19 protein-coding genes are annotated in these 26,764 nt (G+C 65.0%); 10 read left to right on the top strand and 9 right to left on the bottom strand.

Annotation, left to right across the window (positions count from 1 at the left end; all coding sequences use genetic code 11):
• Window position 1: 1 nt before the first annotated feature.
• From treS to treY, 5 genes are read left to right on the top strand one after another with little or no spacing between them, the layout of a single operon-like run.
• Window positions 2–3,307 (top strand): maltose alpha-D-glucosyltransferase, encoded by a 3,306-nt coding sequence (treS, locus tag ACVINW_RS21960; RefSeq protein ID WP_456753218.1) that lies wholly within the window; start codon window positions 2–4, stop codon window positions 3,305–3,307.
• Entirely contained in the window at window positions 3,304–5,451 is a 2,148-nt protein-coding gene (glgB, locus tag ACVINW_RS21955) for a 1,4-alpha-glucan branching protein GlgB (RefSeq protein ID WP_456753217.1), read from the top strand. Before treS ends, glgB begins: the two co-directional genes overlap by 4 nt.
• A gap of 3 nt (window positions 5,452–5,454) precedes the next feature.
• Window positions 5,455–7,527, top strand: a complete 2,073-nt coding sequence (gene glgX / locus ACVINW_RS21950) for a glycogen debranching protein GlgX (protein ID WP_456753216.1) — start codon at window positions 5,455–5,457, stop codon at window positions 7,525–7,527.
• Window positions 7,524–9,275, top strand: coding sequence for a malto-oligosyltrehalose trehalohydrolase (gene treZ, locus ACVINW_RS21945; RefSeq protein WP_456753215.1), 1,752 nt, complete (start codon window positions 7,524–7,526; stop codon window positions 9,273–9,275). The genes glgX and treZ overlap by 4 nt, the downstream gene beginning before the upstream one ends.
• Before the next feature lie 4 nt (window positions 9,276–9,279).
• Window positions 9,280–12,063, top strand: coding sequence for a malto-oligosyltrehalose synthase (gene treY / locus ACVINW_RS21940; RefSeq protein WP_456753214.1), 2,784 nt, complete (start codon window positions 9,280–9,282; stop codon window positions 12,061–12,063).
• 9 nt (window positions 12,064–12,072) lie between these two features.
• Here the strand turns inward: treY and ACVINW_RS21935 are convergent, their stop codons facing one another.
• Window positions 12,073–12,381, bottom strand: a complete 309-nt coding sequence (locus ACVINW_RS21935) for a polyhydroxyalkanoic acid system family protein (RefSeq protein WP_456753213.1) — start codon at window positions 12,379–12,381, stop codon at window positions 12,073–12,075.
• Between the two features lie 166 nt (window positions 12,382–12,547).
• On the opposite strand from ACVINW_RS21935, the gene ACVINW_RS21930 reads away from it, so the two are divergent.
• Window positions 12,548–12,712: a DUF3309 family protein gene (locus ACVINW_RS21930; protein WP_082190472.1), complete on the top strand. Its 165-nt coding sequence runs from the start codon at window positions 12,548–12,550 to the stop codon at window positions 12,710–12,712.
• Window positions 12,713–12,874: 162 nt separating this feature from the next.
• On the opposite strand, the gene ligD is transcribed toward ACVINW_RS21930, so the two are convergent.
• Entirely contained in the window at window positions 12,875–15,517 is a 2,643-nt protein-coding gene (gene ligD / locus ACVINW_RS21925) for a DNA ligase D (protein ID WP_456753212.1), read from the bottom strand.
• A gap of 106 nt (window positions 15,518–15,623) precedes the next feature.
• Here ligD and ku point away from each other — a divergent pair, with 106 nt between their 5' ends.
• Window positions 15,624–16,511 carry a non-homologous end joining protein Ku gene (gene ku / locus ACVINW_RS21920; protein WP_456753211.1) on the top strand — a complete coding sequence of 296 codons (888 nt, stop codon included), beginning with the start codon at window positions 15,624–15,626 and terminating at the stop codon, window positions 16,509–16,511.
• A 110-nt stretch (window positions 16,512–16,621) separates the two neighbouring features.
• Here ku and ACVINW_RS21915 read toward each other — a convergent pair whose 3' ends face one another.
• The 7 genes from ACVINW_RS21915 to ACVINW_RS21885 all read right to left on the bottom strand — a co-directional run bounded on the left by ACVINW_RS21915 (window position 16,622) and on the right by ACVINW_RS21885 (window position 25,253).
• The gene (locus tag ACVINW_RS21915; RefSeq protein ID WP_456753210.1) at window positions 16,622–16,864 is read right to left on the bottom strand and encodes a DUF6496 domain-containing protein; all 243 of its coding nucleotides are present in this window, start codon (window positions 16,862–16,864) and stop codon (window positions 16,622–16,624) included.
• A 185-nt stretch (window positions 16,865–17,049) separates the two neighbouring features.
• On the bottom strand, window positions 17,050–17,739 hold the full coding sequence (locus ACVINW_RS21910; protein WP_456753209.1) for a response regulator: 690 nt from the start codon (window positions 17,737–17,739) through the stop codon (window positions 17,050–17,052).
• Window positions 17,736–20,447 carry a DUF4118 domain-containing protein gene (locus ACVINW_RS21905; RefSeq protein ID WP_456753208.1) on the bottom strand — a complete coding sequence of 904 codons (2,712 nt, stop codon included), beginning with the start codon at window positions 20,445–20,447 and terminating at the stop codon, window positions 17,736–17,738. Before ACVINW_RS21905 ends, ACVINW_RS21910 begins: the two co-directional genes overlap by 4 nt.
• Before the next feature lie 39 nt (window positions 20,448–20,486).
• On the bottom strand, window positions 20,487–21,092 hold the full coding sequence (locus ACVINW_RS21900) for a K(+)-transporting ATPase subunit C (protein WP_456753207.1): 606 nt from the start codon (window positions 21,090–21,092) through the stop codon (window positions 20,487–20,489).
• A 114-nt stretch (window positions 21,093–21,206) separates the two neighbouring features.
• On the bottom strand, window positions 21,207–23,318 hold the full coding sequence (gene kdpB / locus ACVINW_RS21895; protein ID WP_456753206.1) for a potassium-transporting ATPase subunit KdpB: 2,112 nt from the start codon (window positions 23,316–23,318) through the stop codon (window positions 21,207–21,209).
• A 24-nt stretch (window positions 23,319–23,342) separates the two neighbouring features.
• The gene (gene kdpA / locus ACVINW_RS21890) at window positions 23,343–25,046 is read right to left on the bottom strand and encodes a potassium-transporting ATPase subunit KdpA (RefSeq protein WP_456753205.1); all 1,704 of its coding nucleotides are present in this window, start codon (window positions 25,044–25,046) and stop codon (window positions 23,343–23,345) included.
• Window positions 25,047–25,163: 117 nt separating this feature from the next.
• Window positions 25,164–25,253, bottom strand: coding sequence for a K(+)-transporting ATPase subunit F (locus ACVINW_RS21885; RefSeq protein ID WP_016846764.1), 90 nt, complete (start codon window positions 25,251–25,253; stop codon window positions 25,164–25,166).
• A 380-nt stretch (window positions 25,254–25,633) separates the two neighbouring features.
• On the opposite strand from ACVINW_RS21885, the gene ACVINW_RS21880 reads away from it, so the two are divergent.
• The 3 genes from ACVINW_RS21880 to ACVINW_RS21870 all read left to right on the top strand — a co-directional run bounded on the left by ACVINW_RS21880 (window position 25,634) and on the right by ACVINW_RS21870 (window position 26,756).
• Window positions 25,634–26,098: a hypothetical protein gene (locus ACVINW_RS21880; protein ID WP_456753204.1), complete on the top strand. Its 465-nt coding sequence runs from the start codon at window positions 25,634–25,636 to the stop codon at window positions 26,096–26,098.
• Window positions 26,099–26,111: 13 nt separating this feature from the next.
• Window positions 26,112–26,387: a hypothetical protein gene (locus ACVINW_RS21875; RefSeq protein ID WP_456753203.1), complete on the top strand. Its 276-nt coding sequence runs from the start codon at window positions 26,112–26,114 to the stop codon at window positions 26,385–26,387.
• Between the two features lie 114 nt (window positions 26,388–26,501).
• On the top strand, window positions 26,502–26,756 hold the full coding sequence (locus ACVINW_RS21870; RefSeq protein ID WP_456753202.1) for a hypothetical protein: 255 nt from the start codon (window positions 26,502–26,504) through the stop codon (window positions 26,754–26,756).
• Window positions 26,757–26,764: the final 8 nt, after the last annotated feature.

The following is a 26,764-nucleotide window of genomic DNA, read 5'->3' as shown; positions in this document are numbered from 1 at the left end:
CATGAACGTTTTCTCCTCCGTCAACACCGAGGTGAAGATCGCGACCGAGACCGCGGACCAGCTCTGGTACAAGGACGCGATCATCTACCAGCTGCACGTCAAGGCGTTCGCGGACAGCAACAATGACGGTATCGGCGACTTCGCGGGGCTGACGGAGAAGCTCGGCTATTTGCAGGAGCTCGGCGTCACGGCGCTGTGGCTGTTGCCGTTCTATCCCTCGCCCGGCCGCGATGACGGCTACGACATCGGCGACTATGGCGACATCAATCCCGATTTCGGGACCATGAAGGACTTCAAGCGCTTCATCCAGGAGGCCAAGAAGCGCGGCCTGCGCGTCATCACCGAGCTCGTGGTCAACCACACCTCGGACCAGCACGCCTGGTTCAAGCGCGCGCGCCGCAGCCCGCCGAATTCCAGCGCGCGCAGCTGGTATGTCTGGAGCGACACCGACCAGAAGTACCTCGATACGCGGATCATCTTCACCGATACGGAAAAGTCGAACTGGACCTGGGATCCGGAGGCCGGCCAGTTCTACTGGCACCGCTTCTTCTCACACCAGCCGGACCTGAACTTCGACAATCCGCGCGTGGTGCGCGCCATCGTGCAGGTGATGAAGCGCTGGCTCGACACCGGCGTCGACGGCTTCCGGCTCGACGCCATCCCCTATCTGTGCGAGCGCGACGGCACCAACAACGAGAACCTGCCGGAGACGCATGCCATCATCAAGCGGCTGCGCCAGGAGCTCGACGCCTATGCCAAGGGCAAGATCCTGCTGGCCGAAGCCAATCAATGGCCGGAGGACGTGCAGGAATATTTCGGCCATGGCGACGAATGCCACATGGCCTATCATTTCCCGTTGATGCCCCGCATCTACATGGCGATCGCCCAGGAAGACCGCTTCCCGATCACCGACATCCTCAGGCAGACGCCGGACATCCCGTCGGCGTGCCAATGGGCGCTGTTCCTGCGCAATCACGACGAGCTGACGCTCGAAATGGTCACCGATGTCGAGCGCGACTATCTGTGGTCGACCTATGCCAACGACCCGCGCGCCCGCATCAATGTCGGCATCCGCCGCCGGCTTGCGCCGCTGATGGACAACGACCGCCGCAAGATCGAGCTGATGAACTCGCTGCTGCTGTCGTTCCCCGGCACGCCGATCATCTATTACGGTGACGAGATCGGCATGGGCGACAACATCTATCTCGGCGACCGCAACGGCGTGCGCACGCCGATGCAATGGTCGCCGGACCGCAATGGCGGCTTCTCGCGCGCCGACCCGGCGCGGCTCTACGCGCCGATGATCATGGACCCGGTCTACGGCTACGAGTCGGTCAATGTCGAGGCGCAGTCGCGCAGCCTGTCCTCGCTGCTGTCGGCGACCAAGCGGCTCATCGCGGTGCGCAAGTCGACGCTGGCGTTCGGGCGCGGCACCATGACCTTCATCCGTCCCGAGAACCGCTCGGTGCTGGCCTATGTCAGGCAGTACCAGGGCGAGGTGATCCTGTGCGTCGCCAATCTGTCGCGCTCGGCGCAGGCGACCGAGCTCGATCTCTCCGCCTTCAAGGACCGCATTCCGCTCGAGATGCTCGGGCGCACGCGCTTCCCGGCGATCGGCGAGCTGCCCTACATGATCACGCTCGCGCCCTACGGCTTCTACTGGTTCGAGTTGCAGGAACGCGACAAGTCCGAGCCGGTGACGCCGCGCGCGGTACCGGAATTCGAGACGCTGGTGGTGCCGCTCAACTCGACCTGGACCTCGCTGGCGCGGGAGCGCGGCGTGTTCGAACACGACGTGCTGCCCGGCCATCTCGCTCGTACTCGCTGGTATCCCGAGCATTCCGCCAAGGCGATCCAGCCGACGTTGGTTTCGGCGATCCCGTTCTGCGATGTCGGCGACAACCGGCCCTGGCTGATCTTCTTCGAGACCACGCAGCGCGGCACCACCAGCCGCTACGTACTGCCGATGCAGATCGAGTGGGTTCGCTTCGACCGCGAGCGCTACAATCCGCGCGCGTTCGCCGCCGTGCGCCAGGGCGCGCGCGAAGGCACGCTGCTCGACGTCGCCACCGACCAGATCTTCACCGGCCTGTTCCTGCGGAACTTGCGGGAAAACCTCACGGTCGACGAAGGCGAGCAGGGCCTGAAGCTCGAATTCCGGCCGACCAGCCGGTTCTCCGATCGGCCGGTGCGGCAGCCGGAGCGGATTCGCGTGTTCGAGAACGATCAGCCGCATTCGACCGCGCTGGTCGACAATGAATACGTCACCAAGATCTACCGCAAGCTCGAAGTCGGCATCAATCCGGAGATCGAGATGGGCCGCTTCCTCACCGAAGTGGTCGCATTTCCGAATACGCCGGCTTTGCTCGGCACCTCCGAATTGGTCGAAGGCGACAAGCGCAGCGCCGTCGCCGTGCTGCATGCGATGGTGGTCAACCAGGGCGACCTCTGGAACGTCGCGGCCTCGCATCTCGACCGCCTCATCGAGCGACAGCGCCTGCTGGCGGCGAGCGAACATCCGGAGGAGAACGGCGATCAGGCCACCTGGCTGCGCCACATGGCGCATGCGGGAAAGCGCCTCGCCGAGCTGCACATCGCGCTCGCCAGCAATCGCGACCTGCCCGACTTCGCGCCCGAGCCGACCAAGCCCGAGGATCTGCAGCGCTGGACCGATGAGATCATGGCACGCGCCGAGCGCGTGTTCGACACGCTGAAGCAGCGCCGCAGCTCGCTGAAGGAGGCAGACCGGCTGCTGGCCGATCAATTGCAGGCCCAGCACGACACGCTGCCGGAGCGGCTCAAGGCGCTGCTGCCGCGCGAGACCGACGGGCTCAACATCCGTCACCACGGCGACCTGCATCTCGGCCAGCTGCTGGTGGTCAAGGACGACGTTTTCATCATCGATTTCGACGGCGGGCCGGGCCGCACCATCGCCGAGCGGCGCCGCAAGGCACCACCCGCACGCGACGTCGCCGGCCTGATCCGTTCGATCGACTATGCGGCGACGGCGGCACTGGAACGGGCCCTCAAGGTCTCCCCCGACGAGAGCGGCAGGCTGAGTCTCGCTCTGGCCGAATGGCGCGACCAGGCGGCCGACGCCTTCCTGGCCGCCTATCGCGAGACCATGGCCGGCCAACGCCTGTGGCCCGCCGACGCCAAGGCGGCCGACCGCCTGCTCAACTTTTTCCTGCTTGAGAAAGCCTTCTACGAGATCGAGTATGAACTGGCCAACCGGCCGGATTGGCTGCGGGTGCCGCTGACCGGCCTGTTAAGGATTCTGGCGCAACAGCCGCATGAGGGTGCATGAACAAACTGCCCGCCGAGGCCTATGCCATCATCGAGGGCCGTCACTCCGATCCCTTTCACTATCTCGGCCTCCATGCCGAGGGGGATCGCAATGTCGTGCGCGCCTTCCTGCCTGATGCCACCAATGTCGAGGCGATCGGCGAGCATGGCGAGACGGCACCGCTGGCCCAGATCCATGATGCCGGCCTGTTCGCGGGCCCCCTGCCGAACGGCTCGACCCGCTACCAACTCCGCGCCCGCTTCGGTGACAACGTCGTCGAGCTGGAGGACGCCTACCGCTTTCCGCCGATCCTGAGCGATTTCGATCTCTATCTGCTCGGCGAAGGTACCCATCAGCGCGTCTACGACACGCTCGGCGCACATCCGATGACGCTCGACGGCGTCGACGGCATCGGCTTCGTGGTGCTGGCGCCGAATGCGCGGCGGGTCAGCGTGGTCGGCGACTTCAATTTCTGGGATGGCCGGCGTCACCCGATGCGGGTGCGCGGTCCCGGCTACTGGGAGCTGTTCATTCCGCGCGCCCGCGTCGGCGATCACTACAAGTTCGAGATCATCGGACGCAACGGCCAGCATCTGCCCCTGAAGTCCGATCCTCTCGCGTTCGCCGCCGAGGTGCGGCCGAAGACCGCGTCGATCGTGATCGACGAGCGCAAAATCCCGCATCCGCGCCCGGCGCCCGATCGCGTCAACGCGCTGAGCTCGCCGATGTCGATTTACGAGGTGCACCTCGGCTCGTGGCGCCGCAAGGGCCGCAACGAGTGGCTGACCTATCGCGAGATGGCCGAGCAGCTGCCGGCCTATGCCAGCGACATGGGCTTTACCCATGTCGAATTCCTGCCCATCACCGAGCACCCGTTCGACGGCTCATGGGGCTACCAGCCGACCGGCATGTTCGCGCCGACCAGCCGCTTCGGCTCGCCGGACGATTTCGCCGCGCTGATCGACGCCTGCCACGGTGCCGGCCTTGCCGTGCTGCTCGACTGGGTGCCCGGGCATTTCCCCGACGACCCGCATGGTCTTGGCAATTTCGACGGCACCGCGCTGTACGAGCACGCCAATCCGCTGCAGGGCCGCCACCTCGACTGGGGCACGCTGATCTACAATTACGGGCGCACCGAGGTCACCAACTTCCTGGTGTCGAACGCACTGTTCTGGCTCGATCGCTACGGCATCGATGGGCTCCGCGTCGATGCCGTAGCCTCCATGCTCTATCTCGACTACAGTCGTCCCGCCGGCGGCTGGATTCCGAACAAGTATGGCGGCCGCGAGAACATCGAGGCGATCGACTTCCTGCGCCGCTTCAACACCGAGCTGTTTGCGCATTTCCCGCAGGCGACCACCGCTGCGGAGGAATCCACCGCATGGCCGCAGGTGTCGCGCCCGGTCGAATATGGCGGGCTCGGCTTCGGCTACAAGTGGAACATGGGCTGGATGCACGACACGCTGAAATACATCGGCAAGGATCCGATCCACCGCAAATTCCATCACGGCGATATCCTGTTCGGCCTGCACTACGCCTTCTCGGAGAACTTCATCCTGCCGCTGTCCCACGACGAGGTCGTGCACGGCAAGCGCTCGATCCTCGGCCGCATGCCGGGCGACGACTGGCAGCGCTTCGCAAACCTGCGCGTCTATTACAGCTTCATGTTCGGCCACCCCGGCAAGAAGCTGATGTTCATGGGCTGCGAGTTCGGCCAGGAACGCGAGTGGAACCACGACTACTCGATCGATTGGCATCTGCTGCAACAGCCGCGGCACAGCGGCGTCCAGAACCTGGTCCGCGATCTCAATCGGCTCTACCGCGCGCTGCCGGCGCTGCACGAGCTCGACTGCGACCAAGCCGGCTTCGAGTGGGTCACCACCGACGACGCCAACAACAATGTGTTCGCCTGGGTCCGCAAGGGCAATGATGCGCGCGCCCGCTGCCTGGTGGTCGCAAACTTCTCACCCAACGTCTATCGCAACTACCGCGTCCGCGTGCCGTTCGCCGGCAAGTGGCATGAGGTGCTCAACTCGGATTCCTCCCACTACGGCGGCAGCAATGTCGGCAATATCGGCGAGGTCCGCGCTTCGGACGGCGCCACGCCCGAGCTGACTCTCACCATTCCGCCGCTGGCCGCGATCTTCCTCGTACCGGAAAGCTGATTGATGCGACTGACCGGAGGAACGTCCGCGCGGCTCGGTGCAAGCTGGGACGGCCGAGGCACCAATTTCGCGCTGTTCTCGGCCAATGCGGAGAAGGTGGAGCTGTGCCTGTTCGACGGCCAGGGCCGCCGCGAGCTCGAGCGGATCGCGATGCCGGAGCGCACCGAGGACGTCTGGCACTGCTATCTCAACGACGTCTCGCCGGGCCAGCTCTACGGCTATCGCGTCTCGGGGCCGTATGCGCCGGAGCGCGGCCACCGCTTCAACGCCAACAAGCTGCTGCTCGATCCCTACGCCAGGCGGCTCGCCGGCCGGCTGGTGTGGAGCGACGCGCATTTCGCCTACCGCACCGGCAGCGCGCGCGAGGACCTCTCGTTCGACCGGCGCGACAACGCGCGCGGTATGCCGAAGGCGGTCGTGGTCGACGAGACCTTCAACTGGGGACGGCGTGAGATCCGGCCGCAGATTCCCTGGTCCGACACCATCATCTACGAGGCCCATGTCAAGGGCCTGACGCAGAAGCGCGAGGACGTGCCGCCGAACCTGCGCGGCACCTATGGCGGCCTGTCGTCGCCGGCGATGATCGACCACCTCAAGCGGCTCGGCGTCACGACCATCGAGTTGCTGCCGATCCACGGCCTGATCGACGACCGCGTCCTGGTCGAGAAGAAGCTTTCGAACTACTGGGGCTACAACACCATTGCCTTCTTCGCGCCGGAGGCGCGCTACGCCCAGGACAATGCGCTGGACTCGTTTCGTACAACAGTCGCGCGACTGCACGATGCCGGCATCGAGGTGCTGCTCGACGTCGTCTACAACCACACCGCCGAGGGCAACCATATGGGCCCGACGCTGTGCTTTCGCGGGATCGACAACGCCTCCTATTACTGGCTGAACCGCGAGAACCCGCGCTTCTACGACGACTTCACCGGCTGCGGCAGCTCGGTCAACCTCACCCATCCGCGCGTGTTGCAGATGGTGATGGATTCGCTGCGCTACTGGGTCGAGGTCTGCCATGTCGACGGCTTCCGCTTCGATCTCGCCACCACCCTGGCGCGCGGGCCGAACGGGTTCGAGCGCAACCATCCCTTCCTCGCCGCAATCCGTCAGGACCCGGTATTGGCAACGGTGAAGATGGTCGCCGAACCCTGGGACCTCGGCCTCGGCGGCTACCAGGTCGGCGCCTTTCCATCGCAATGGTCGGAGTGGAATGACCGCTATCGCAGCGCGATGCGACGCTACTGGAGCGGCGAAGGCAGCCTGATCGGCGACATCTCCGGCCGCATGACCGCGTCGTCGGATCTGTTTCACCACGACAATCGCGCGACCCGCGCCAGCATCAACCACATCACGGTGCATGACGGCTTCACCCTCGCCGACCTGTTCAGCTACAACGAGAAGCACAACGAGGCCAATGGCGAGGACAATCGCGATGGCTCCAACGACAATCACAGCAACAATTGCGGCCATGAAGGCCCGACCGACGATCCCGCGATCATCGCGCTGCGCCGCCAGCTCAGGAAGAACGCGCTGGCCTGTCTGCTGCTCGCCCAGGGCACGCCGCTGATCCTCGCCGGCGACGAGGTCGCCAACACGCAAGGCGGCAACAACAACGCCTATTGCCAGGACAATGAGACCGGCTGGATCGGTTGGGACAATCTCGGCACCGACGACGATGCGACCGATTTCATCGGCCACCTCACTGCGCTGCGCCAGCGCTTCGGCCAGATCCGCTGCCAGAGCTGGCTCGACGGCCGTCGCACGGACGGCAGCTATGGCGTGCTGTGGCTGACACCAGCTGCGGAGGAGATGAAGGAATCCGACTGGAAATTCCCGGAGAGCCGGTTCCTCGCCTATGTGCTCGGTCCCATGGAACAAGGACAGGCGCCGATCTTTATCGTGCTCAACGCCGCGCCGCAGGAGATCGTGTTCAGGATGCCGAGGATGGTCGAATACAACAGCTGGCAGCAGGTTTTGAACACGACCAAGACCGAGCAGACCGGCGAGCAGTTTGCATCCGGCGCCGACACCACCGCACCGCCGCGCTCGGTGCTGGCATTCGCAGGCTCCGCATGAGCACCCAGCATTTCGGCCCTGAGCTCACTCCCGATGGCACGCGCTTCCGGCTGTGGGCGCCGGCGGCAAAGCGCGTCGACCTGCTGCTAGACAAGCCGCACCCGCTGGCGCGCGACGCGGCCGGCTGGTACGTCGCCGAGATCCCGGGCGCCCGCGCCGGCTCGCGTTACAAATTCCGCATCGATGACGAGGTCGACGCGCCCGATCCCGCCTCCGCCTTCCAGCCGGACGACGTGTTCGGCCCGGGCGAAGTCATCGATCATGCCGCCTTCCAATGGCGCGCGACCGACTGGCGCGGACGTCCATGGCATGAGGGCGTCGTTCTCGAGGCCCATGTCGGCACCTTCACGCCGGAGGGCACCTACCGCGCCATGATCGACAAGCTCGATCATCTCGTCGCAACCGGCATCACCGCACTCGAACTGATGCCGCTGGCGGATTTCGCAGGCTCGCGCAACTGGGGCTATGACGGCGTGCTGTGGTACGCGCCTGACAGCGCCTACGGTCGTCCTGAAGACCTCAAGACCCTGATCGACGAGGCGCATCTGCGCGGGCTGATGGTGATGCTCGACGTGGTCTACAACCATTTCGGGCCGGAGGGGAATTACCTCGGCCGCTATGCGCCCTCTTTCTTCAGCGACGCGCACACGCCATGGGGCAGCGCGATCGACTACCGCGTGCCCGAAGTGCGGGCCTTTGCGGTCGGCAGCGTGGTGAGCTGGCTGCACGACTATCGCTTCGACGGGCTGCGGTTCGACGCGGTCAACACCATCGTCGAAGCCGGCGAAATCTCGATCCTGCATGATTTCAGCAGGGCCGCGGGCCAGCTCGCCGCCGAGACCGGTCGCCATATCAACCTCGTGCTGGAGAATGGCGACAACATTGCGAGCCTGCTCGACGCAGTCGAGGATCCGCCGGACGGCAAATTCCGTGGCCAGTGGAACGACGATTATCATCACGCCTGGCACGTGCTGCTGACCGGCGAAGAGCAAGGCTACTATGGTGACTACCGCTCAACGAAGCAGGACCTCGCACGCGCGCTGTCGTCCGGCTACATCTATCAGGGCGAAATCTCGGAGTTCTGGGGCGGCAAGGCGCGCGGCGAGCCGAGCGGCGCGCTGCCGCCGACCTGCTTCATCAACTTCCTGCAAAACCACGACCAGATCGGCAACCGGCCGCTCGGCGATCGGCTCGAAAGCATAGCAAAGCCCGAGGCGATCGAGGCGGCGCTGGCGGTCACGCTGATCGCACCCAACACGCCGATGCTGTTCATGGGCGAGGAATGGGGCGCCACGACGCCCTTCCCGTTCTTCTGCGATTTCAAGGGCGACCTCGCCAACGCCGTCCGCACCGGGCGGCGCCGCGAATTCGCCTGGGCCTACGCCAAATATGGCGACGAGATTCCCGATCCGCTGGCCGAAGCGACGGTGCGGTCGGCGGTGCTTGACTGGGCCGCGCGCGAGCACGATCCGGGCCGCGCGCGGCTTGCGCTGGTGCGTGACCTGCTCGCCGTGCGGCGGCAAGAGATCGCGCCGCGGCTGCAAGGGGCGCGTTTCGGCGACGCCATCGTGGCGGGCGACCTTCTGACGGCGCATTGGCAGATGGGGGACGGCAGCACGCTGCGGCTGACCGCCAATCTATCGGATCGCGCCATCACCGAAGCGCCGGAGCCGAAGGGAACTGCGATCTGGGGCGGCGCGTTGTCGGGCGACCTCCCCGCCTGGGCGGCACGCTGGCACATCGGATAGCACAATGCCTCCGGCGATCCCGATCGCGACCTACCGACTGCAACTCACTGCCGATTTCGACTTCGATGCCGCAGCCCAGGTGGCGCCGTATCTGAAGGCGCTCGGCATCAGCCATGTGTATGCCTCGCCGTTCATGAAGGCACGCAAAGGATCGACCCATGGCTACGACGTCGTCGACCACACCAAGTTCAATCCGGAGCTCGGCGGCGAGGAGGGCTTTGCGCGGCTCAGTGACGCGCTGAAGAAGAACGACCTCGGCCTGATCCTCGATTTCGTGCCGAACCATGTCGGCGTGCATTTCGCCGACAACCCGTGGTGGCTCGACGTGCTGGAATGGGGACCGGTGTCGCCGCACGCGGTCTCCTTCGACATCGACTGGGATCAGTTGCCCTATCGCGCGCGCGGCGGCGTGCTGCTGCCGATCCTCGGCTCGTCCTACGGCCAGGCGCTGGAGCGCGGCGAGATCGAGCTGCGCTACGATGCCGACGAAGGCAGCTTTTCAGCCTGGTATTTCGAGCACCGCCTGCCGATCGCGCCGGAGCGATATGGCGAGGTACTGCGGACCATCGTCCGCGAGGCCGGCGCCGAAGACAGTGCGGCCGGGCGCGCGCTGCTCGAGCTCGCCGCCAGGTATCGCGGGCTGCGTCACCCGAACCGCAAGGAAGCGCCGGCGCTGAAGGTGGCGATCCGGGCGATCGAGGGCGCCGCCGAGCTCATCGCGCGCGGGCTCAATGCCTATCGCGCCGGCGAGGATCGCCCCACCCAGACGCTGGCGCTGCATCATCTCCTGGAGCGTCAGCACTACAAGCTCGGCCATTGGCGGCTTGCCTCAAGCGACATCAACTATCGGCGCTTCTTCGACATCAACACGCTTGCGGGCCTCAGGGTGGAGGACGCCGCCACCTTCGAGGCGAGCCACAGCCTGGTGAAGCGATTGATTGCGGAGGACCGGCTGCAGGGCCTGCGGCTCGATCATATCGACGGCCTGCGCGATCCCGCGCAGTACTTCCAGCGGCTGCGCCGTCTGATCCGCTCGGCGCAGGGCGCCAAGGCCAGGCCGTTCTACATGGTGATCGAGAAGATCCTCGGCGAGAACGAGAAGTTGACGAAGTTTGCCGGCGTCCACGGCACCACCGGCTATGAATGGATGAACACGATCAGCCAGGTGCTGGTCGACGGCGCCGGCCTCGATCCGCTCAACGAGATCTGGCGCCAAATCAGCAACCAGTCGCCGAACCTCGTGCCGGTGCTGCGCGCCGCCAAGCGCCGCGTGCTGGAGACCTTGCTGACCAGCGAATTCACCGTGCTGGCGCGGCTCGTCGCGCGCATCGCCAGCGGACATTACTCGACCCGCGACTTCTCCGCCGACAGTCTGCGGCAGGCGCTCGAGCTCTACGTGCTGCATTTCCCGGTCTATCGCACCTATCTCACCGCCTCCGGCCCGACAGCGCATGATCGGACGCTGATCAGCGAGACCATCGAGCGCGCCCGCGCCGACTGGTTTGCCGCCGACGACGGCATCTTCGACTTCCTGCGCGATGCCCTGACCATGGACCTGCTGAAGCCCGGCCGTCCCCCGCACAGCGCGCCGCGGGTCCGGCGCTTCGCGCTGAAAGTGCAGCAGTTCACCGGGCCGATGATGGCGAAGTCGCTGGAGGACACGGCGTTCTATCGCTATCACCGCCTGCTGGCACTCAACGAGGTCGGCGGCGATCCCGCGGCGAGTGCGATCGCGCCCGAGACCTTCCACGCCATGATGCAGGCCCGCGCCCGCGACTGGCCGCACGGTATGACGTCGACCGCGACCCACGACACCAAGCGCGGCGAGGACGCCCGCGCCCGCATCATGGCGCTTGCCGAAATCCCCGGCGAATGGACCAGCGCGGTGGCGCGCTGGAAGGTGCTGAACGCACCGCATCTGGTGCTGGACGGCGAGATGCGCGCCCCCTCGGCGACGTTCGAATACATGCTATATCAGGCCCTGCTCGGCGCCTGGGATCCGGACGACCCATCGCTGGGCGCACGCATCCAGGCCTATGCGCTGAAGGCAGCGCGCGAGGGCAAGCAGGAAACCAGCTGGCTCAATCCGCACGAGCCTTACGAGGCCGGCGTGAAGACATTCATCGCGCGGATCCTCGATCGCAACATCTCACCCGAGTTTCTCGGCGCCCTCGACACGCTGGCCGGGCGCACGGCGCTGATCGGCGTGCTGAACTCGCTCAGCCAGATCACGCTGAAGGCGACCATGCCGGGCGTGCCGGATTTCTACCAGGGCACCGAAAGCTGGGATCTTTCGCTGGTCGATCCGGACAACCGCCGTCCGGTCGACTTTGCTGCACGCGCGGACATGCTTCCAGCGCTCGATGCACCGGATTGGGATGCGCTGGCCCGGAGCTGGCGCGACGGCCGGCTGAAATTCGCGTGGACGCGGCATCTGCTGCGGCTGCGCAACGAGCTGGCCGAAATCTTCACCAGCGGCGGCTACGAGCCGTTGACGGTCAACGGCCCGCATCGCGATCATGTCATCGCCTTCGCGCGGCGCCATGGCCGCGAGGCTGCTATCGTCGCGGTGACGAAATCATTTGCGCCATTCACGCAGGACGGACGCAGCTGGCCCCGTCCTGAGGCGTTTGAAGGCGAGCTCGACCTGAGCGGATACGCGCCGCCGGGCGGGGACAGCAAGCTCCAGCTTTCGACGCTGTTCGCCAAACTGCCGGTCGCGGTGTTGAAGGCCAAGACCGCGGCAGGAACAAAGCACGCCGCAAGGCGTGCACGCGCACACAGCTAGCACCGCGGGTCAACGCTTGGTCAGCAGCAACTGCCCGCTCTTCTGGATGGCAGCCTGTGCCACTTCGGCAAAGCGTTGCAGCAGCCATGGCAGCGTAACTTCCAGGCGCACATGAGTATCCTCGACATCGACGTGTCCGGCCGCGACCTGCCCCAGTGCGCGGACACGAAAGTTCATGCGGTTATTGTCCCAGTGCTCCTCATCAACGCTCATGACAGGCACGTTCGCGGCCGCGCGCGACAGGCCCGTCTTCAAGCGGCGCATGGCCTCGTCGCGGCCGAGGCTGTGAGGGATCGAGACGATTAGCGGAGCCGACATCGCAGTGCACTCCTCCATGGATTCCGCTGATGTAGTTCTGTTCCAACCTGAACGGAAGATCACACAGGTTTATCGTTATGCCGTAAGGGGAACCTTCGTAGTTGCGAATTGTTTCCCTCCCCGAAGGGCAGAGATCAATAAGCCCACGGGGCTGAGGAGAGACTCAATGTCAATTGGAACGATCATTCTTATCATTCTGGTCATCGCACTGCTCGGTGGCTTCAGCGGCATCGGCGGCGGACCGTTCTACGGTACCGGCTATTACGGCGGCGGCGGCCTCGGCCTCGTGATCGTGATCCTGCTGATCCTGCTGCTGATGGGACGGCTGTAGCATCCCGCGACGGAGCAACTCACATAGAGATGTCATCACCCGCGAAAGCTTTCGCGGGTGATCCGGTATTTCAGAGGCAGCAGCGGCCGAACCGACAAGCCGCGGCATGCTGAATACCCCGCCTTCGCGGGGTATGACGAACTAAGCCCGCGGCACAATCTGCTAATTCCCCGCAAGCTTCTTCATCGCTGCCTTGATCGACGATGCCGCATCCTCATAGCCGTCCCAAGCCTTGGTCTTGGCGAGCAGCGCCGGCACGGTCCGTACCGTAAATTTCTTCGGATCGAGATTGCCGCGCAGCTGGCTCCAGGCCAGCGGCATCGAGACCGTGGCGCCCGGCCGCGCCCGCGGCGACAGCACCGCGACCGCTGTCGACATCCGGTCGTTGCGCAAATAGTCGAGGAAGATCTTGCCCTTCCGTTTGGCCTTGGACATGTTGATCAGATAGCGCTCGGGCTCGTCCTGCTCCATCCACTGGCAGACGGCCTGCGCGAATGTCTTGGCCTCCTTCCAGCTCACCTTGTCCCTGGCGCCGTCGGTCAGCGGCGTGACGACGTGGAGACCCTTGCCACCCGTGGTCTTGCAGAAGCTTTCGAGGCCCACAGCCGACAGTCGCTTGCGCATGTCCTTGGCCGCGTCGATCACCTCGGTGAACGCCACATCAGGCGCAGGATCAAGATCGAAAACCAGGCGGCCTGGCGTATCGTAGGCGTCAGGCGCGCAGTTCCACGGGTGCAGCTCGAGGCCGCCGAGCTGCGCGACCGCCGCGAGACCCTCGATCTGGTCGATCTGCAAATACGGTTTGCGGTCACCGGACACCTTGGCGAGCTTAAGCAGCTTCGACGTGCCGGCCATTGCGTGGCGCTGGAAGAAGGTTTCGCCCTTGATGCCGTCAGGAGCACGAACGATCGAGCATGGGCGTCCCTTCAGATAGGAGATCATCCATTCGCCGACCGCCTCGAAATAATTCGCGAGATCGCGCTTGGTCACCGGCTCGCCGTCGCCGGCGTCCGGCCATAATGCCTTGTCCGGATGCGAGATCGCGACGCCCATGACTTCGGCGGACGATTTTCCGGCCGACGTTCCGGACGATTTCCCTTTGGCCATCGGCTTCACCACGTTGGTTGCGACCGGCCGTTCGGCCTCGACCTCGTGCGCCGGCTTGTCCTGGCGCAGGCCCTTGAACGCAGCCTGACGGATATTGCGGGCGTCGGTCCAGCCGGCGAACTCGATCTCGGCGACCAGCTCCGGCTTCAGCCAATGCACGTCGCGGGTCTTCTTCGGCGCATCCTTGCCGCCGAACGGGCTGGTGTCCGATGCCGCGGCCTTCAGCGCCGGCATGATGCGGCGGACAGTGTCCTGGCCGAAGCCGGTGCCGACGATGCCGACAAAGGCCAGATGATCGTCGCGATAGACGCCGGCCATCAGCGAGCGGAATTTGCCGTTGGTGGTCTTCCAGCCGCCGATCACCACCTCATGGCCGGCGCGGATCTTGGCCTTGGTCCAGTCATCGGAACGGCCGGAATGATAGGTCCCGTTGAGCTTCTTGGAAACGATGCCTTCGAGGCTGAGCTCGCGCGCGGACTCCAGCACGGCCTCGCCGCGCTGCTCGAAATGCTCGACATAGCGGATCAGGAGGTTCTTGCCCTTGCGCGACGCCAGCAATTTCTTGAGCCGCGCCTTGCGCTCGGCGAGCGGCAGCGGACGCAGATCCTCGTGGCCGGCAAACAGCAGGTCGAACGCGTAGAAGATCAGGTGGTCAGTCTTGCCATCGGACAGCGCCGCCTGCAGCGTCGAGAAGTGCGGTATACCGTCCTTGTCGAGCGCGACGATCTCACCGTCGATCAGGACGTCCGGCAGCTTGCCTGCCTCCGTCACGATCGCACCGAACTTGTCGGACCAGTCGAGCCCCTTGCGCGTCTTCAGCACGGCCTCGCCGTCCTCGACGCGGAGCTGCACGCGATAACCGTCGAACTTGATCTCGTGGCACCAGCCCGCGCCGTTCGGCGGGCTCTCGACCGCAGCGCAGAGTTGCGGCTTGACGAAATCTGGCATCTCCGACACCTGCTTCGACGTCGCCTTTCGCGCCTTCAACTTCGCTTTCGGCGCCGGCGCCTTGGTTTTGGCGCGCGCGTCCGCGGCCATGCCGTGATTGGACTGCCAAACCGCATCCGCCTTGGCCTTCCCGTTCCCCTTGGCCAGCATGAACGGCTTCGGCGCCCGGCCTTTGCCGGCGGCGATCTGGTCCATCGAGCGTCCCGATGCGACCGAGCGATCCTCGTCGAGTATCGCCTCGCCGTTACCCTCCACGGCATATTCGTCGCGGTGCTTGATCAAGAGCCAGTTGGTGCGCTTGCCGCCGAAGCGGTCGTTCTTCATCCGCACCAGCACCCAGCTGCCGTGCAGCTTGTCGCCATGCAGCGTGAACTTGAGGTCGCCCTTCTTGAAGCCGCGCTCGGGATCGTCCGATTCCCAGGTGCCACGATCCCACAGCTGCACGGTGCCGCCGCCATACTGTCCCTCCGGAATCGTGCCTTCGAAATCGCCGTAGTCGAGCGGATGGTCCTCGACCTCGACCGCGAGCCGCTTGTCATGCGGATCGAGCGAGGGCCCGCGCGTCACCGCCCAGGACTTGAAGACGCCGTCGAACTCCAGCCTGAAATCATAATGCAGGCGCGTCGCATCATGCTTCTGGATCACGAAACGCCGTTGCTTGCTTGGCGCGACCTTGACTTCGCCCGACGGCTCGCTGGTCTTCTCAAAGTCGCGCTTCTTGCGATAGGTGGTGAGGTTTCTCAGCGACACGTGCAGGCCTCGGCGCAAATCATGGCCGCCGCCCCCGTGCGGCCTTCAGGAACCAAAACCTACGGTATCCGTTCAAGTTCCAAACTCAAGCTGTTTGGAGACGATCATGGCCGCTCCCCGCGCCTACTGGAAAGGCACGCTCAAACTTTCGCTGGTGTCGTGCCCGGTGGCGCTCTATCCGGCCTCGACCTCGGTCGAGAAAACCCGCTTCCACATGATCAACCGGGACACCGGTAACCGGCTGAAGCAACAGATGGTCGACAGCGAGACCGGCGACGTCGTCGAGGGCGACCAGAAAGGCCGCGGCTATGAGGTGAGCAAGGGCAAATATGTCGAGATCGAGAAGGACGAACTCGAGGCGGTCGAGATCGAGAGCAACCACACCATCGACATCGACAGTTTCGTGCCCGAGGGCGAGATCGACAAGCGCTATCTTGACCACCCCTACTACATCCGGCCCGACGGCAAGGCCGGAGTCGACGCCTTCGCGGTGATCCGCGACGCCATGAAGGACCAGGACCGGGTCGCGCTGGCCCGCATCGTGCTGACCAACCGCGAGCACGTGATCGCGATCGAGCCACTCGACAAGGGCATGCTCGGCACCACCCTGCGCTACCCCTACGAGGTGCGCGAGGTGGACGACTATTTCGACGACATCAAGAGCCCGAAAGTGACCAAGGACATGATCGAGCTTGCGAGCCACATCCTCGACAGCAAGGCCGCACATTTCGATCCGTCGAAATTCAAGGACGAATACGAGACCGCGTTGAAGGCGCTGGTCCGCCGCAAGGCCGCCGGCAAGCCGATCAAGGCCGCGGAACGCGAGGAGAAGCCGAGCAATGTGGTCAACCTGATGGATGCGTTGCAGCAGAGCTTGAAAAGCGGGAAGCACGGCGCCCGGCGCTCGCGCTCCACCGCGCGCCGCCCGACCTCGCACCGCCGCGCCGCCAAGAAGACGCACCGGTCGAGTGCGCGGTCGCGCAAGGCGGGGTGAACTGATTCGCCATTGCGAGCGTATCGAGGCAATCCATCTCTCCATATGCGGAGGGATGGATTGCTTCGTCGCTACGCTCCTCGCAATGACGGATGAATGCAATTCATCCGTTACTTCTTCTTCGAGCTCTTGCGCTTCTTCGCTGTCTTGCGCTTCTTCGACGCTTTCTTCTTGGAGGACTTCTTCGGTACCTTCTTGCCCTTGGCGCGCGCCTCGGACAAACCGATCGCGATCGCCTGCTTGCGGCTCTTCACCTTCTTCTTGGAGCGGCCGCTGCGCAGCGTGCCGGCCTTGCGCTTCTTCATCGCGCCCTCGACATCGCGCGATGCCTTTCGCGAATATTTTCTGGCCATGGGTTCTCCTCTCCCGGTGAGGGAAAACAAGCCTCGATGGCAGCGAAAGTTCCGTTTGGTGTCGTCGGACGAGGCACTAACGTAGCCCGCATGAGCGCAGCGACGTGGGGGAGATGCCCCGGATATCGCGGAGCCTGTCATCGGGCGCGCGTTCGCGCGACCCATTGGCTCATCCGGGCCACACGTTAGTCCGGCCCGCGCAGCCGATAGCCGATGCCGGTCTCGGTCAGCACGAATTGCGGACGTTCGGGATCGGCCTCGATCTTCTGGCGGAGCTGGCGCACATAGACGCGCAGATATTGCGCGTCGGTCAATTCGTCCCACAATTCCTTCAGCAGGAAGCGATGCGTCAGCACCTTGCCGGCGTGCTGCACCAGCACCCGCAGCAGGTCGTATTCCTTCGGCGACAGCTTGATCTCCTTGTCGCCGACCTTGACGATCCGGCGCACCAGATCGACCGAGAGGTCGCCGGAGCGGAACACCGGCCGCTCGCCCTGCACCTGCAACTGGTGGCGCAGCGCCGCGCGCAGCCGCGCCAGCAATTCGTCCATACCGAACGGTTTTGTGAGATAGTCGTCGGCGCCGAGATCGAGCGCCTGCACCTTGCCGGCCTCGTCGCCACGGCTCGACAGCACCACGATCGGGACGCTCTCGTTGCGACCGCGGATCATCCGCAGGAGGTCGTGGCCCTGGATATCCGGCAGTCCGAGATCGAGGATGATCAGCGCCGGCCCCTCGGCCAGCAGCTCCAGGGCGTTTCTCCCGTTGGAGGCTTCCAGAATATCGTAGCCCTGCGTGCTCAGCCCCATCCGCAAAAGCTTGCGGATCGGCGGCTCGTCGTCGATGACCAGGACCTTGATCGGCGTCGCATTCATGCAGCAGTGTCCAGCGCGTTGGTGTCCGCCGGGATCGGCAGGCGGATGGTGATGACGGCGCCGCTCCGGTCGGAGCGGTTGGCCGCCGCGATCGTGCCGCGCATCGCCTCGACGAAGCCGCGCGAGATCGCCAGCCCAAGGCCGGTGCCGGGGCGGACATGGTCGCCCTTCTCTGCGCGATAGAATTTGTCGAACACGCTTTCGAGCTCGGCGGCGGGAATGCCGTTGCCCTCGTCGAGGATCTGCAGCGTGACCGCGCCACGGTCGCGCGTGCCGCGGATCGAGATCGTGGTGTCCGACGGGGCGTATTTGGCGGCGTTGTCGAGCAAATTGAACAGCACCTGCTCGAACAGCACGGCGTCGAGCTCCAGCATCGGCAGGTCGGTGGCGAGTTCCAACGACACACGGTGATGCACCAGGATCTTGGCGGCGCGGCGCAGCGCGCTGCCGACGATCTCCCCGACATCGTGCCGCGCGGTGTTGGGCACGATCGCGCCAGATTCCAGCTTGGTCATGTCGAGCAGATTGGCGATGAAGCGATTGAGCCGCTCCGACTCGTCGATCACGGTGGCGAGCAGATCGTGCTTCTGGGCGTCGCTGAGGTTCGCGCCGAGATCGCGCAGCGCCGAGGCCGAGCCGAGCACCGAGGCCAGCGGCGTCTTGAGATCGTGCGAGATCGAGGTCAGGAGCGCGCCGCGCAAACGGTCGGATTCCACCGTGCGCTTGACGCGATCCATGTCCTCGACCAGCAGCACGCGCTCGATCGCCAGCGCGCCCTGATCGACCAGCGCGTCGAGCAACCGGCGCTGGTCCGGCGTCAACAGCGGCCCGGTGCGGTCGTCGTCGATGCCGATCACGCCGATCGGGCCCCGGCCGGTGCGCATCGGCAGGAACAGCCGCTTGCCGCCCGGCAGCGTGTCCGAGCCGCGGCCGGCAGGACGATCGTTGCCCCAGGCCCAGTTGGCGGCCGCGAGATCGGCCTGATCGAGCTGGTCCTCGGGCGGATAGCCGCTCTTGACGGTCAGCATGCCGCCCTCCGGCAGCAGCAGCACCACGCGGACCTTGAGCATCAGCGCGATTTGGTAGGCGGTCGCCCACAGCACGTCGTCCAGCGTCGCAGTGCCGGCGAGCTTGCGGCTGAAGGCGTAGAGCGATTCGGTGGTGCGGACGCGGCCGATCGCCGTGTCGGCCTGAGTCCGCACCCGCGCCGCGACGTTGGAGACCAAAAGCGCGATCAGCATGAAGAAGAAGAACGCCGCGACATTGGTCGGGTCGGTGATCGTGAACGTGTAGACCGGCGGCAGGAAGAAGAAATTGTAGCACAGCGACGCCGCGACGCTCGCCAGCAGCGACGGCCACAGCCCGTAGCGCGCCGCGGCGCCGACCACGGCCGTGATGAACACGAGGTCGACATTCTCGATGCCGAAGAACGGCTGGATCAGCTTGGCCGCGCCGAGCCCGATCGCGGTCAGCAGCAGCGCCATCAGATAGGGCCGCGGATTGAACGGATCCTGCCGCTGCGCGGTCTGCACCGCCGCCTTGCCGACCGGCAGTTCGTCGCCGGCGATCACGTTGACGCTGATATTGCCGGCGCGGCGCACCAGATCGTGCACGACCGATCCATGCGTCAGCTCGAACCAGCGCGAGCGCGTCGACTTGCCGATGATGATCTGGGTGACGTTGTTGGCCTGAGCGAAATTGATGACGTCGTCGGCGATGCGGCGGCCGACACCGGGCAGCGTCAGCGCCTCGCCGCCGAGCGATTCCGCCAGCCGCATGGTGTCGGCAAGCCGGTCGCGCTGCTCGTCGCTCAATTGCAGGCTGCGCCGCGTCTCGATGCTGACCGCGGTCCATTGCGCATGCAGCCGGTCGGCGAGGCGTTTGGTGTAGCGCACGAGGCCTGCGGCGCGCGGATCCTCGCTTAGGCAAACCAGGATGCGTTCGCCAGCAGCCCACGGACCCTGGATCGCATTGGCCTGCATGTGGTTGAGCAGCTGCTCGTCGACCCGCTCGGCGGTACGGCGCAGCGCCAGTTCGCGCAGCGCGGTCAAATTGCCGGGCGAGAAGTAATGCTCCAGCGCCCGCTCGGCCTGCTTGGGCACATAGACCTTGCCTTCCCTCAGCCGCTGGATCAGATCGTCGGGCGTCAGGTCGATCAGCTCGATGGCATCGGCGCGATCGATCACCGAGTCCGGCACGGTTTCGCGCACCCGCACGTGGGTGATCTGCGCGACGACGTCGTTGAGGCTCTCGATGTGCTGGATGTTGATCGCGGTGTAGACGTCGATGCCGTGCGACAGCAGCTCCTCGACGTCGAGATAGCGCTTGGGATGCCGGCTGCCCGGCGCATTGGTATGGGCGAGCTCATCGACCAGCGCGAGCTGCGGCCGCCGCGCGATCACGGCGTCGAGGTCCATCTCCTCGAGCGTCTGGTCGCGATAGCCCAGCCGCTTCCGCGGGATCACTTCGAGACCCCTGAGCAGCGCCTCGGTCTCCACCCGTCCGTGGGTCTCGACGACGCCGACCACGACGTCGACGCCCGCCTTGAGGCGAGCGTGGGCGCTCGAGAGCATCTCGTAGGTCTTGCCGACGCCGGGGGCGGCGCCGATGAAGATCTTCAGTCGCCCAGCGCGATCGGTCTCGCGGCGCGCCGCCTCCAGCAGCGCATCCGGCGAGGGTCGTTTATCGGGGTCGCGCTGATTGGCCATACCGCAATATAGTCATCCTGCGAGAGCGGGCCTACTCCCCTATTTCGCCTTTGCCGCGTCGAGCGCCAGGTTGAGCGCAAGAACGTTAACGCGGGGCTCGCCGATCACGCCGGCAAGGCGGCCCTGGGTGTTCTGCGCCACCAGCTCGCGCACCGTATCCTCCGACATGCTACGCGCCTTGGCGACACGTGGCACCTGGAACAGCGCCGCATCCGGCGAGATGTCGGGATCGAGCCCGCTGGCCGAAGTGGTGACGAGATCGACCGGTACGCTGGCGGACGGGTTCTCCGCCTTCAGCTTCTCGACATCCTCGTTGACCCGGTCGTTCAGCGCCTTGCTGGTCGGGCCGAGATTGGAGCCGCCGGAATTGGCCGCATTGTAGGGCGCCGGCACGGTCTTGGAAGCATCGCTCGGATCGGGCGCCACCGTCGCCGATGGCCGGCCGTGGAAGTATTTATCCTCCTTGAACTCCTGCCCGATCAGTGCGGAGCCGATCACCTTGCCGTCCTTCTCGATCAGGCTGCCTTGTGCCTGCTTCGGAAAGATGACGCCGGCGATCGCCGTCATGGCGAGCGGATAGGCAAGGCCGGTGATCGCGGTCAGCAGCACCAGCACCAGGATGGCGGGACGGATTTCTCTGAGCATGATAGGTCTCCTAAGTCTCTTTCGTCATTGCGAGCGAAGCGAAGCAATCCATGGTTCGGCATAACGGATGGGTGGATTGCTTCGTCGCTTCGCTCCTCGCAATGACGGTTGTGGTTACGCCAGGCCCAAGGCGGCGACGATGAGGTCGATCGCCTTGATGCCGATGAACGGGATGATGATGCCGCCTAAGCCATAGATCATCAGGTTGCGGCTGAGCAGCGCGCCGGCGCCGACCGCGCGATACTTGACGCCCTTCAGCGCCAGCGGGATCAGCGCAATGATGATCAGCGCGTTGAAGATGATCGCCGACAGGATCGCGCTCTGCGGGCTCGCCAGGTGCATCACGTTCAGCACCTGGAGCTGCGGGTAGAACGCGAGGAACATCGCCGGGATGATCGCAAAGTACTTTGCGACGTCGTTGGCGATCGAGAACGTGGTCAGCGCGCCGCGGGTCATCAACAGCTGCTTGCCGATCTCGACCACCTCGATCAGCTTGGTCGGGTTGGAATCGAGGTCGACCATGTTGCCGGCCTCGCGGGCGGCCTGCGTGCCGGTGTTCATGGCGACGCCGACATCGGCCTGCGCCAGCGCCGGTGCGTCGTTGGTGCCGTCGCCGCACATCGCGACCAGCTTGCCCTTGGACTGCTCATCGCGGATCAGCTTGAGCTTGTCCTCAGGCGTTGCCTGCGCCAGGAAGTCGTCGACACCAGCCTCGGCCGCGATCGCGGCCGCGGTCATCGGGTTGTCGCCGGTGATCATCACGGTGCGGATGCCCATCCGGCGCAGTTCGGCGAAGCGCTCGCGGATGCCGCCCTTGACGATATCCTTCAGGTGCACGACGCCGAGCAGCTTGCCGTCCTTGGCGACCGCCAGCGGCGTGCCGCCGGCCTTGGCGATCTCGTCGGCAATCGCCTGGATTTCGCGCGCCTCGGGGCTCATGTTCGCCGCGACCGCCCGGACGGTATTCCCGGAGGCCACCGTGCGGGGTGCGCCGCCGTCGACATAGGCGAGGACGGCGTCCACCGCACCCTTGCGAACCGACATTGCGCCGGCATCGATGCCGCTCATGCGGGTCTGCGCGGTGAACGGAACGAAGGTTGCGGCAAGCTCATGCATCTCTCGGCCGCGGATGCCGTATTTCTCCTTGGCAAGCACCACGATCGAGCGACCTTCCGGCGTCTCGTCGGCCAGCGAGGCAAGTTGCGCGGCGTCGGCGAGGTCCTGCTCGGAGATGCCGCGGATCGGACGGAACGCGGTCGCCTGGCGGTTGCCGAGCGTGATGGTGCCGGTCTTGTCCAACAAGAGCGTATCGACGTCGCCGGCGGCCTCCACCGCGCGGCCGGACATCGCCAGCACGTTGAAGCGCACCAGGCGGTCCATGCCGGCAATGCCGATCGCCGACAGCAGCGCGCCGATCGTGGTCGGGATCAGCGTCACGAACAGCGCCACCAGCACCACGACCGAGATCGAGCCGCCGGCATAGGCCGCATAGCTCGGGATCGTCACGGTGGCGAACACGAAGATGATGGTGAGGCCGGCGAGCAGGATGTTGAGCGCGATCTCGTTCGGCGTCTTCTGCCGCTCGGCGCCTTCGACGAGCTTGATCATGCGGTCGATGAAGGTCGAGCCCTGCGCCGCGGTGATGCGGACCCGGATCCAGTCCGACAGCACCTGGGTGCCGCCGGTGACCGCGGAACGGTCGCCGCCGGACTCGCGGATCACGGGCGCGGATTCACCTGTTATCGCCGCCTCGTTGACCGAGGCGACGCCTTCGATCACCTCGCCGTCCGACGGGATGTTGTCGCCGGCCTCGACCAGCACGATGTCGCCGACCTTCAGCGAGGTGCCGGGCACCATGCGATAGGTGCGGTCGGTACCGGTCAGGAGCTTGGCCTGGCTTTCGGTGCGGGTCTTCTTCAGCGATTCCGCCTGCGCCTTGCCGCGACCCTCGGCGACGGCCTCGGCGAAGTTGGCGAACAGCACCGTGAACCAGAGCCAGAGGATGATCTGGAAGGTGAAGCCGAGGTTGGCGCTGCCGGTGACGAGATCGCGCACGAAGATGACCGTGGTCAACGCGGCCACGACCTCGACCACGAACATCACCGGGTTCTTCGCCATCAGCCGCGGGTCGAGCTTGACGAAGGCCGATTTGATCGCCGGCACCAGGATCTTGGGGTCGAGCATGGTCGACGCCGTCACCTGCTTCTGCAGTCTAGTGGTTTCCATGGATGTCACTCCGGACAAATCAGATCAGAACAGGGTGTTGGCGTTCATGGCGAGGTGCTCGACGATCGGCCCGAGCGCCAGCGCCGGGAAGAAGGTGAGACCGCCGATGATCAGGATCACGCCGATGACGAGGCCGACGAACAGGCCGCCGGTGGTCGGGAAGGTGCCGGCCGAGGCCGGGATCGACTTCTTCTCGACCAGCGAACCCGCGATCGCCATCGCCGGCACGATCATGAAGAAGCGGCCGACGAACATCGCGGACGCCAGCGTCAGATTGTAGAACAGCGTGTTGCCGGTGAGGCCCGCGAACGCCGAACCGTTATTGCCGGTCGCTGAGGTGAAGGCATAGAGCACTTCGGTGAATCCGTGCGGACCGGCATTGGCCATCGAGGCCACCGCCGACGGCAGCACGACGCCGACCGCGGTCCAGCCGAGATACATCAACGGCAGCACCAGGATCGCGAGCATCGCCATCTTGACCTCGCGCGCCTCGATCTTCTTGCCGACATATTCCGGGGTGCGGCCGACCATCAGGCCGGCGACGAAGATCGCCAGCACGACGAACAGCAGCATGCCGTAGAGGCCGGCACCGACGCCACCGATGATGACCTCGCCGAGCTGCATGTTGATCAGCGGGATCATGCCGCCGAGCGCGGTGAAGCTGTCATGCATCGCGTTGACCGCGCCGCAGGACGCAGCGGTAGTTATCACGGCGAACAACGAGGACGCGACGATGCCGAAGCGGACCTCCTTGCCCTCCATGTTGCCGCCGATCAGGCCATAGGCCTGCAGGAGGGAGGTGCCGTTGGCTTCCGCCCAATAGGTGACGGCGACGCCAGCGACGAACAGGATACCCATCACGGCGAAGATCGACCAGCCCTGGCGCTCGTTGCCGACCATGCGGCCGAACACGTTGGTCATCGCCGCACCGAGCGCGAAAATCGAAACCATCTGTACCAGATTCGACAGCGCGGTCGGGTTCTCGAACGGATGCGCGGCGTTGGCATTGAAGAATCCGCCGCCGTTGGTGCCGAGCATCTTGATCGCGACCTGCGAGGCGACCGGCCCGAGCGCGATGGTCTGCTTGCCGCCCTCCAGCGTGGTGGCATCGACATAGGCGCCGAGCGTCTGCGGCATGCCCTGCCAGACCAGAAACAGCGTGTAGACGATGCAGATCGGCAGCAGCACATAGAGCGTGCAGCGCGTCACATCGACCCAGAAATTGCCGACCGTGCGCATCGACGAACGGGTGAAGCCGCGGATCAGCGCCATCGCCAGCGCGATGCCGGTTGCCGCCGACAGGAAGTTCTGGTGGGTCAGGCCAAGCATCTGGACCAGATAGGACAGCGTGCTCTCGCCGCCGTAGTTCTGCCAGTTGGTGTTGGTGATGAAGGAGATGGCAGTGTTGAAGGAGAGATCTTCGGCCACCGCGGTCTGTCCGGCCGGGTTGAACGGCAGCACCGCCTGCAGCCGCATCAAGCCGTAGATCAGCGCGAAGCCGCCGACATGGAACAGCAGCATGGCGACCGTGTAGGTCAGCCAATGCTGCTCGCGCCGCTCGTCGACGCCGCCGACCCAGTAAATGCCCCGTTCGATCGGGCGCAGCGCGGGCGAGAGGAAGGTATGCTCGCCGTTGAACACGCGGGTCATGTACCAGCCGAGCGGTTTGACCAGCGCGATCACGATCACGCAGAACAGGATAATTTGAATCCAACCGATGACGGTCATCGCGTCAAACCTTTCGAATGGGTGCGAAGCGCAGCAGCGACGCGAACATGCCGAGCAGCAGCCCGGTCAGCACCGCGTCGGCCAACAGAATTGTGCAAAGCGCTGACATCGACGGCCCTAGAAGCGTTCCGGCCGCAGCAGCGCGTAGGTGAGGTAGAACAGCAGGCCGAGCGAGACGAGGCCGGCGAGCGAGTAATCGAAGATCATCGCCGCCTCCGTTACAGCCGTTCGCAGGCGTAGGCGTAGCCGATGCCGGCCGCGAAGAAGCCGATCGCGAGCGCCGCCATGAGAATGTCCATCATGAGAGACTCCTATGCGTCCAGGGGCACGGGCGACGGTATAGGTGCTCCGCACCGGATCGCCGTGAAGTGCCATCCGGCGCATAGGTTTTCGAGATGTGACGCATAAGGACGTTATAGGAATCGTATAAGTGCCTCCGTAATCGTCGTCCCGGCGAGGGCGGGACGACAGCGAGGTCTTTATGGAATCCCTATATCTCCGCCCCTCGCCTCGTCTCGTTTTCAAATAGCACTCCGGCCATTTTGGGCCTGCGGCCAATGCTTTGGCACCCAGGACGAGATGATGCCATGTCCGTGCTATCCCAAACCACCTCGACCGATCTCGGCGAACGGCTGCGCGACGCTTGCACTGTCACGGCCGAGTTCATGGCCGACATCATCAGCCAGACCTGCCGGCGCTTTCCCTCGGTCGGGCAGAGCGCCAAGACCTCGCGCGTCGAGCGCCTGATCCAGTCCGGCGCCTGGACCGATGCCGCGATCGCGCTGCTCGATCTCGAACTGCCGCAATGGCAGATCCGCCGCCTGGTTTATGACGAAGGCGAGTGGCACTGCGCGTTGTCGCGCGAGCGCGAGTTGCCCGATTGGCTCGACCAGTCGATCGAGACCCGCCATGCCGATCTCGCGCTCGCGATCCTCAGCGCATTCGTCGAAGCGCAGCGGATCTCGGCGCCCGAGAATCGCACCAGCGTGCCGACCGTCCGCCGTGAGACCCGCACGCTCTACGAGCCGCTGTTCGTCGACAATATCGGCTGATGGCGGCGCGGCCGTGAACACCGAACGACTGCCGCGGCAGCTGCAATCGGTCCAGGTCATGGTCCGGTTCGGCTTCCGGCTCGCCATCATGATCGGCTTTGCCATCTTTGCCGGCGCTGGGTTCGGCAAGGGCCTGGTCACGCTGCTGTGGATGTCGGCGCTGATCTGCGCACTCGTAGGCGTCGTCAAGCGCGAGGTACCGTTTGCCGCGAACCTCAATCATTGGGACGAAATGACCGCCTATGTCGCGTTGTGCGCGCTCGGCACCGGCCTGATCCAGGGTCTCTGAACCATACCCGAAAATCCTATGCCGCCCCTATGAAGTTGCTGTCCGCTCACGCTCGATTTCATATCCGGTAACACAGACATTGATCGCGTGAATTCCACCTCAAGGACCACGTCAGTGAAACTCGTCGAACCTCCCTCGTGTAGCGCAGCGTCCAGTATTGTCTTCATCGGCCGCAACCGCCGCGGCCAGTGGGTCGCCCAGCAGCAGAACGGCCTCTATGGGGGCCTGTTCGTCAACCGCGCTCAGGCGGTCAAATACGCGCTGTTCGAGAACGGCCAGCACCCCGAAATGATCGTCGAGCTGTCGCGTGAGATCGAGCTCGATATGCGCGGCGAGACCGCAAAGCTTCCCGCAAGCCGCGTGGCCTGAGCCACTCC

It is taken from the genome of Bradyrhizobium sp. USDA 4461 (genome assembly GCF_054055655.1).
The sequence above is the reverse complement of the archived record's forward strand: the minus strand, read 5'-3'. Positions and strand labels throughout refer to the sequence as shown.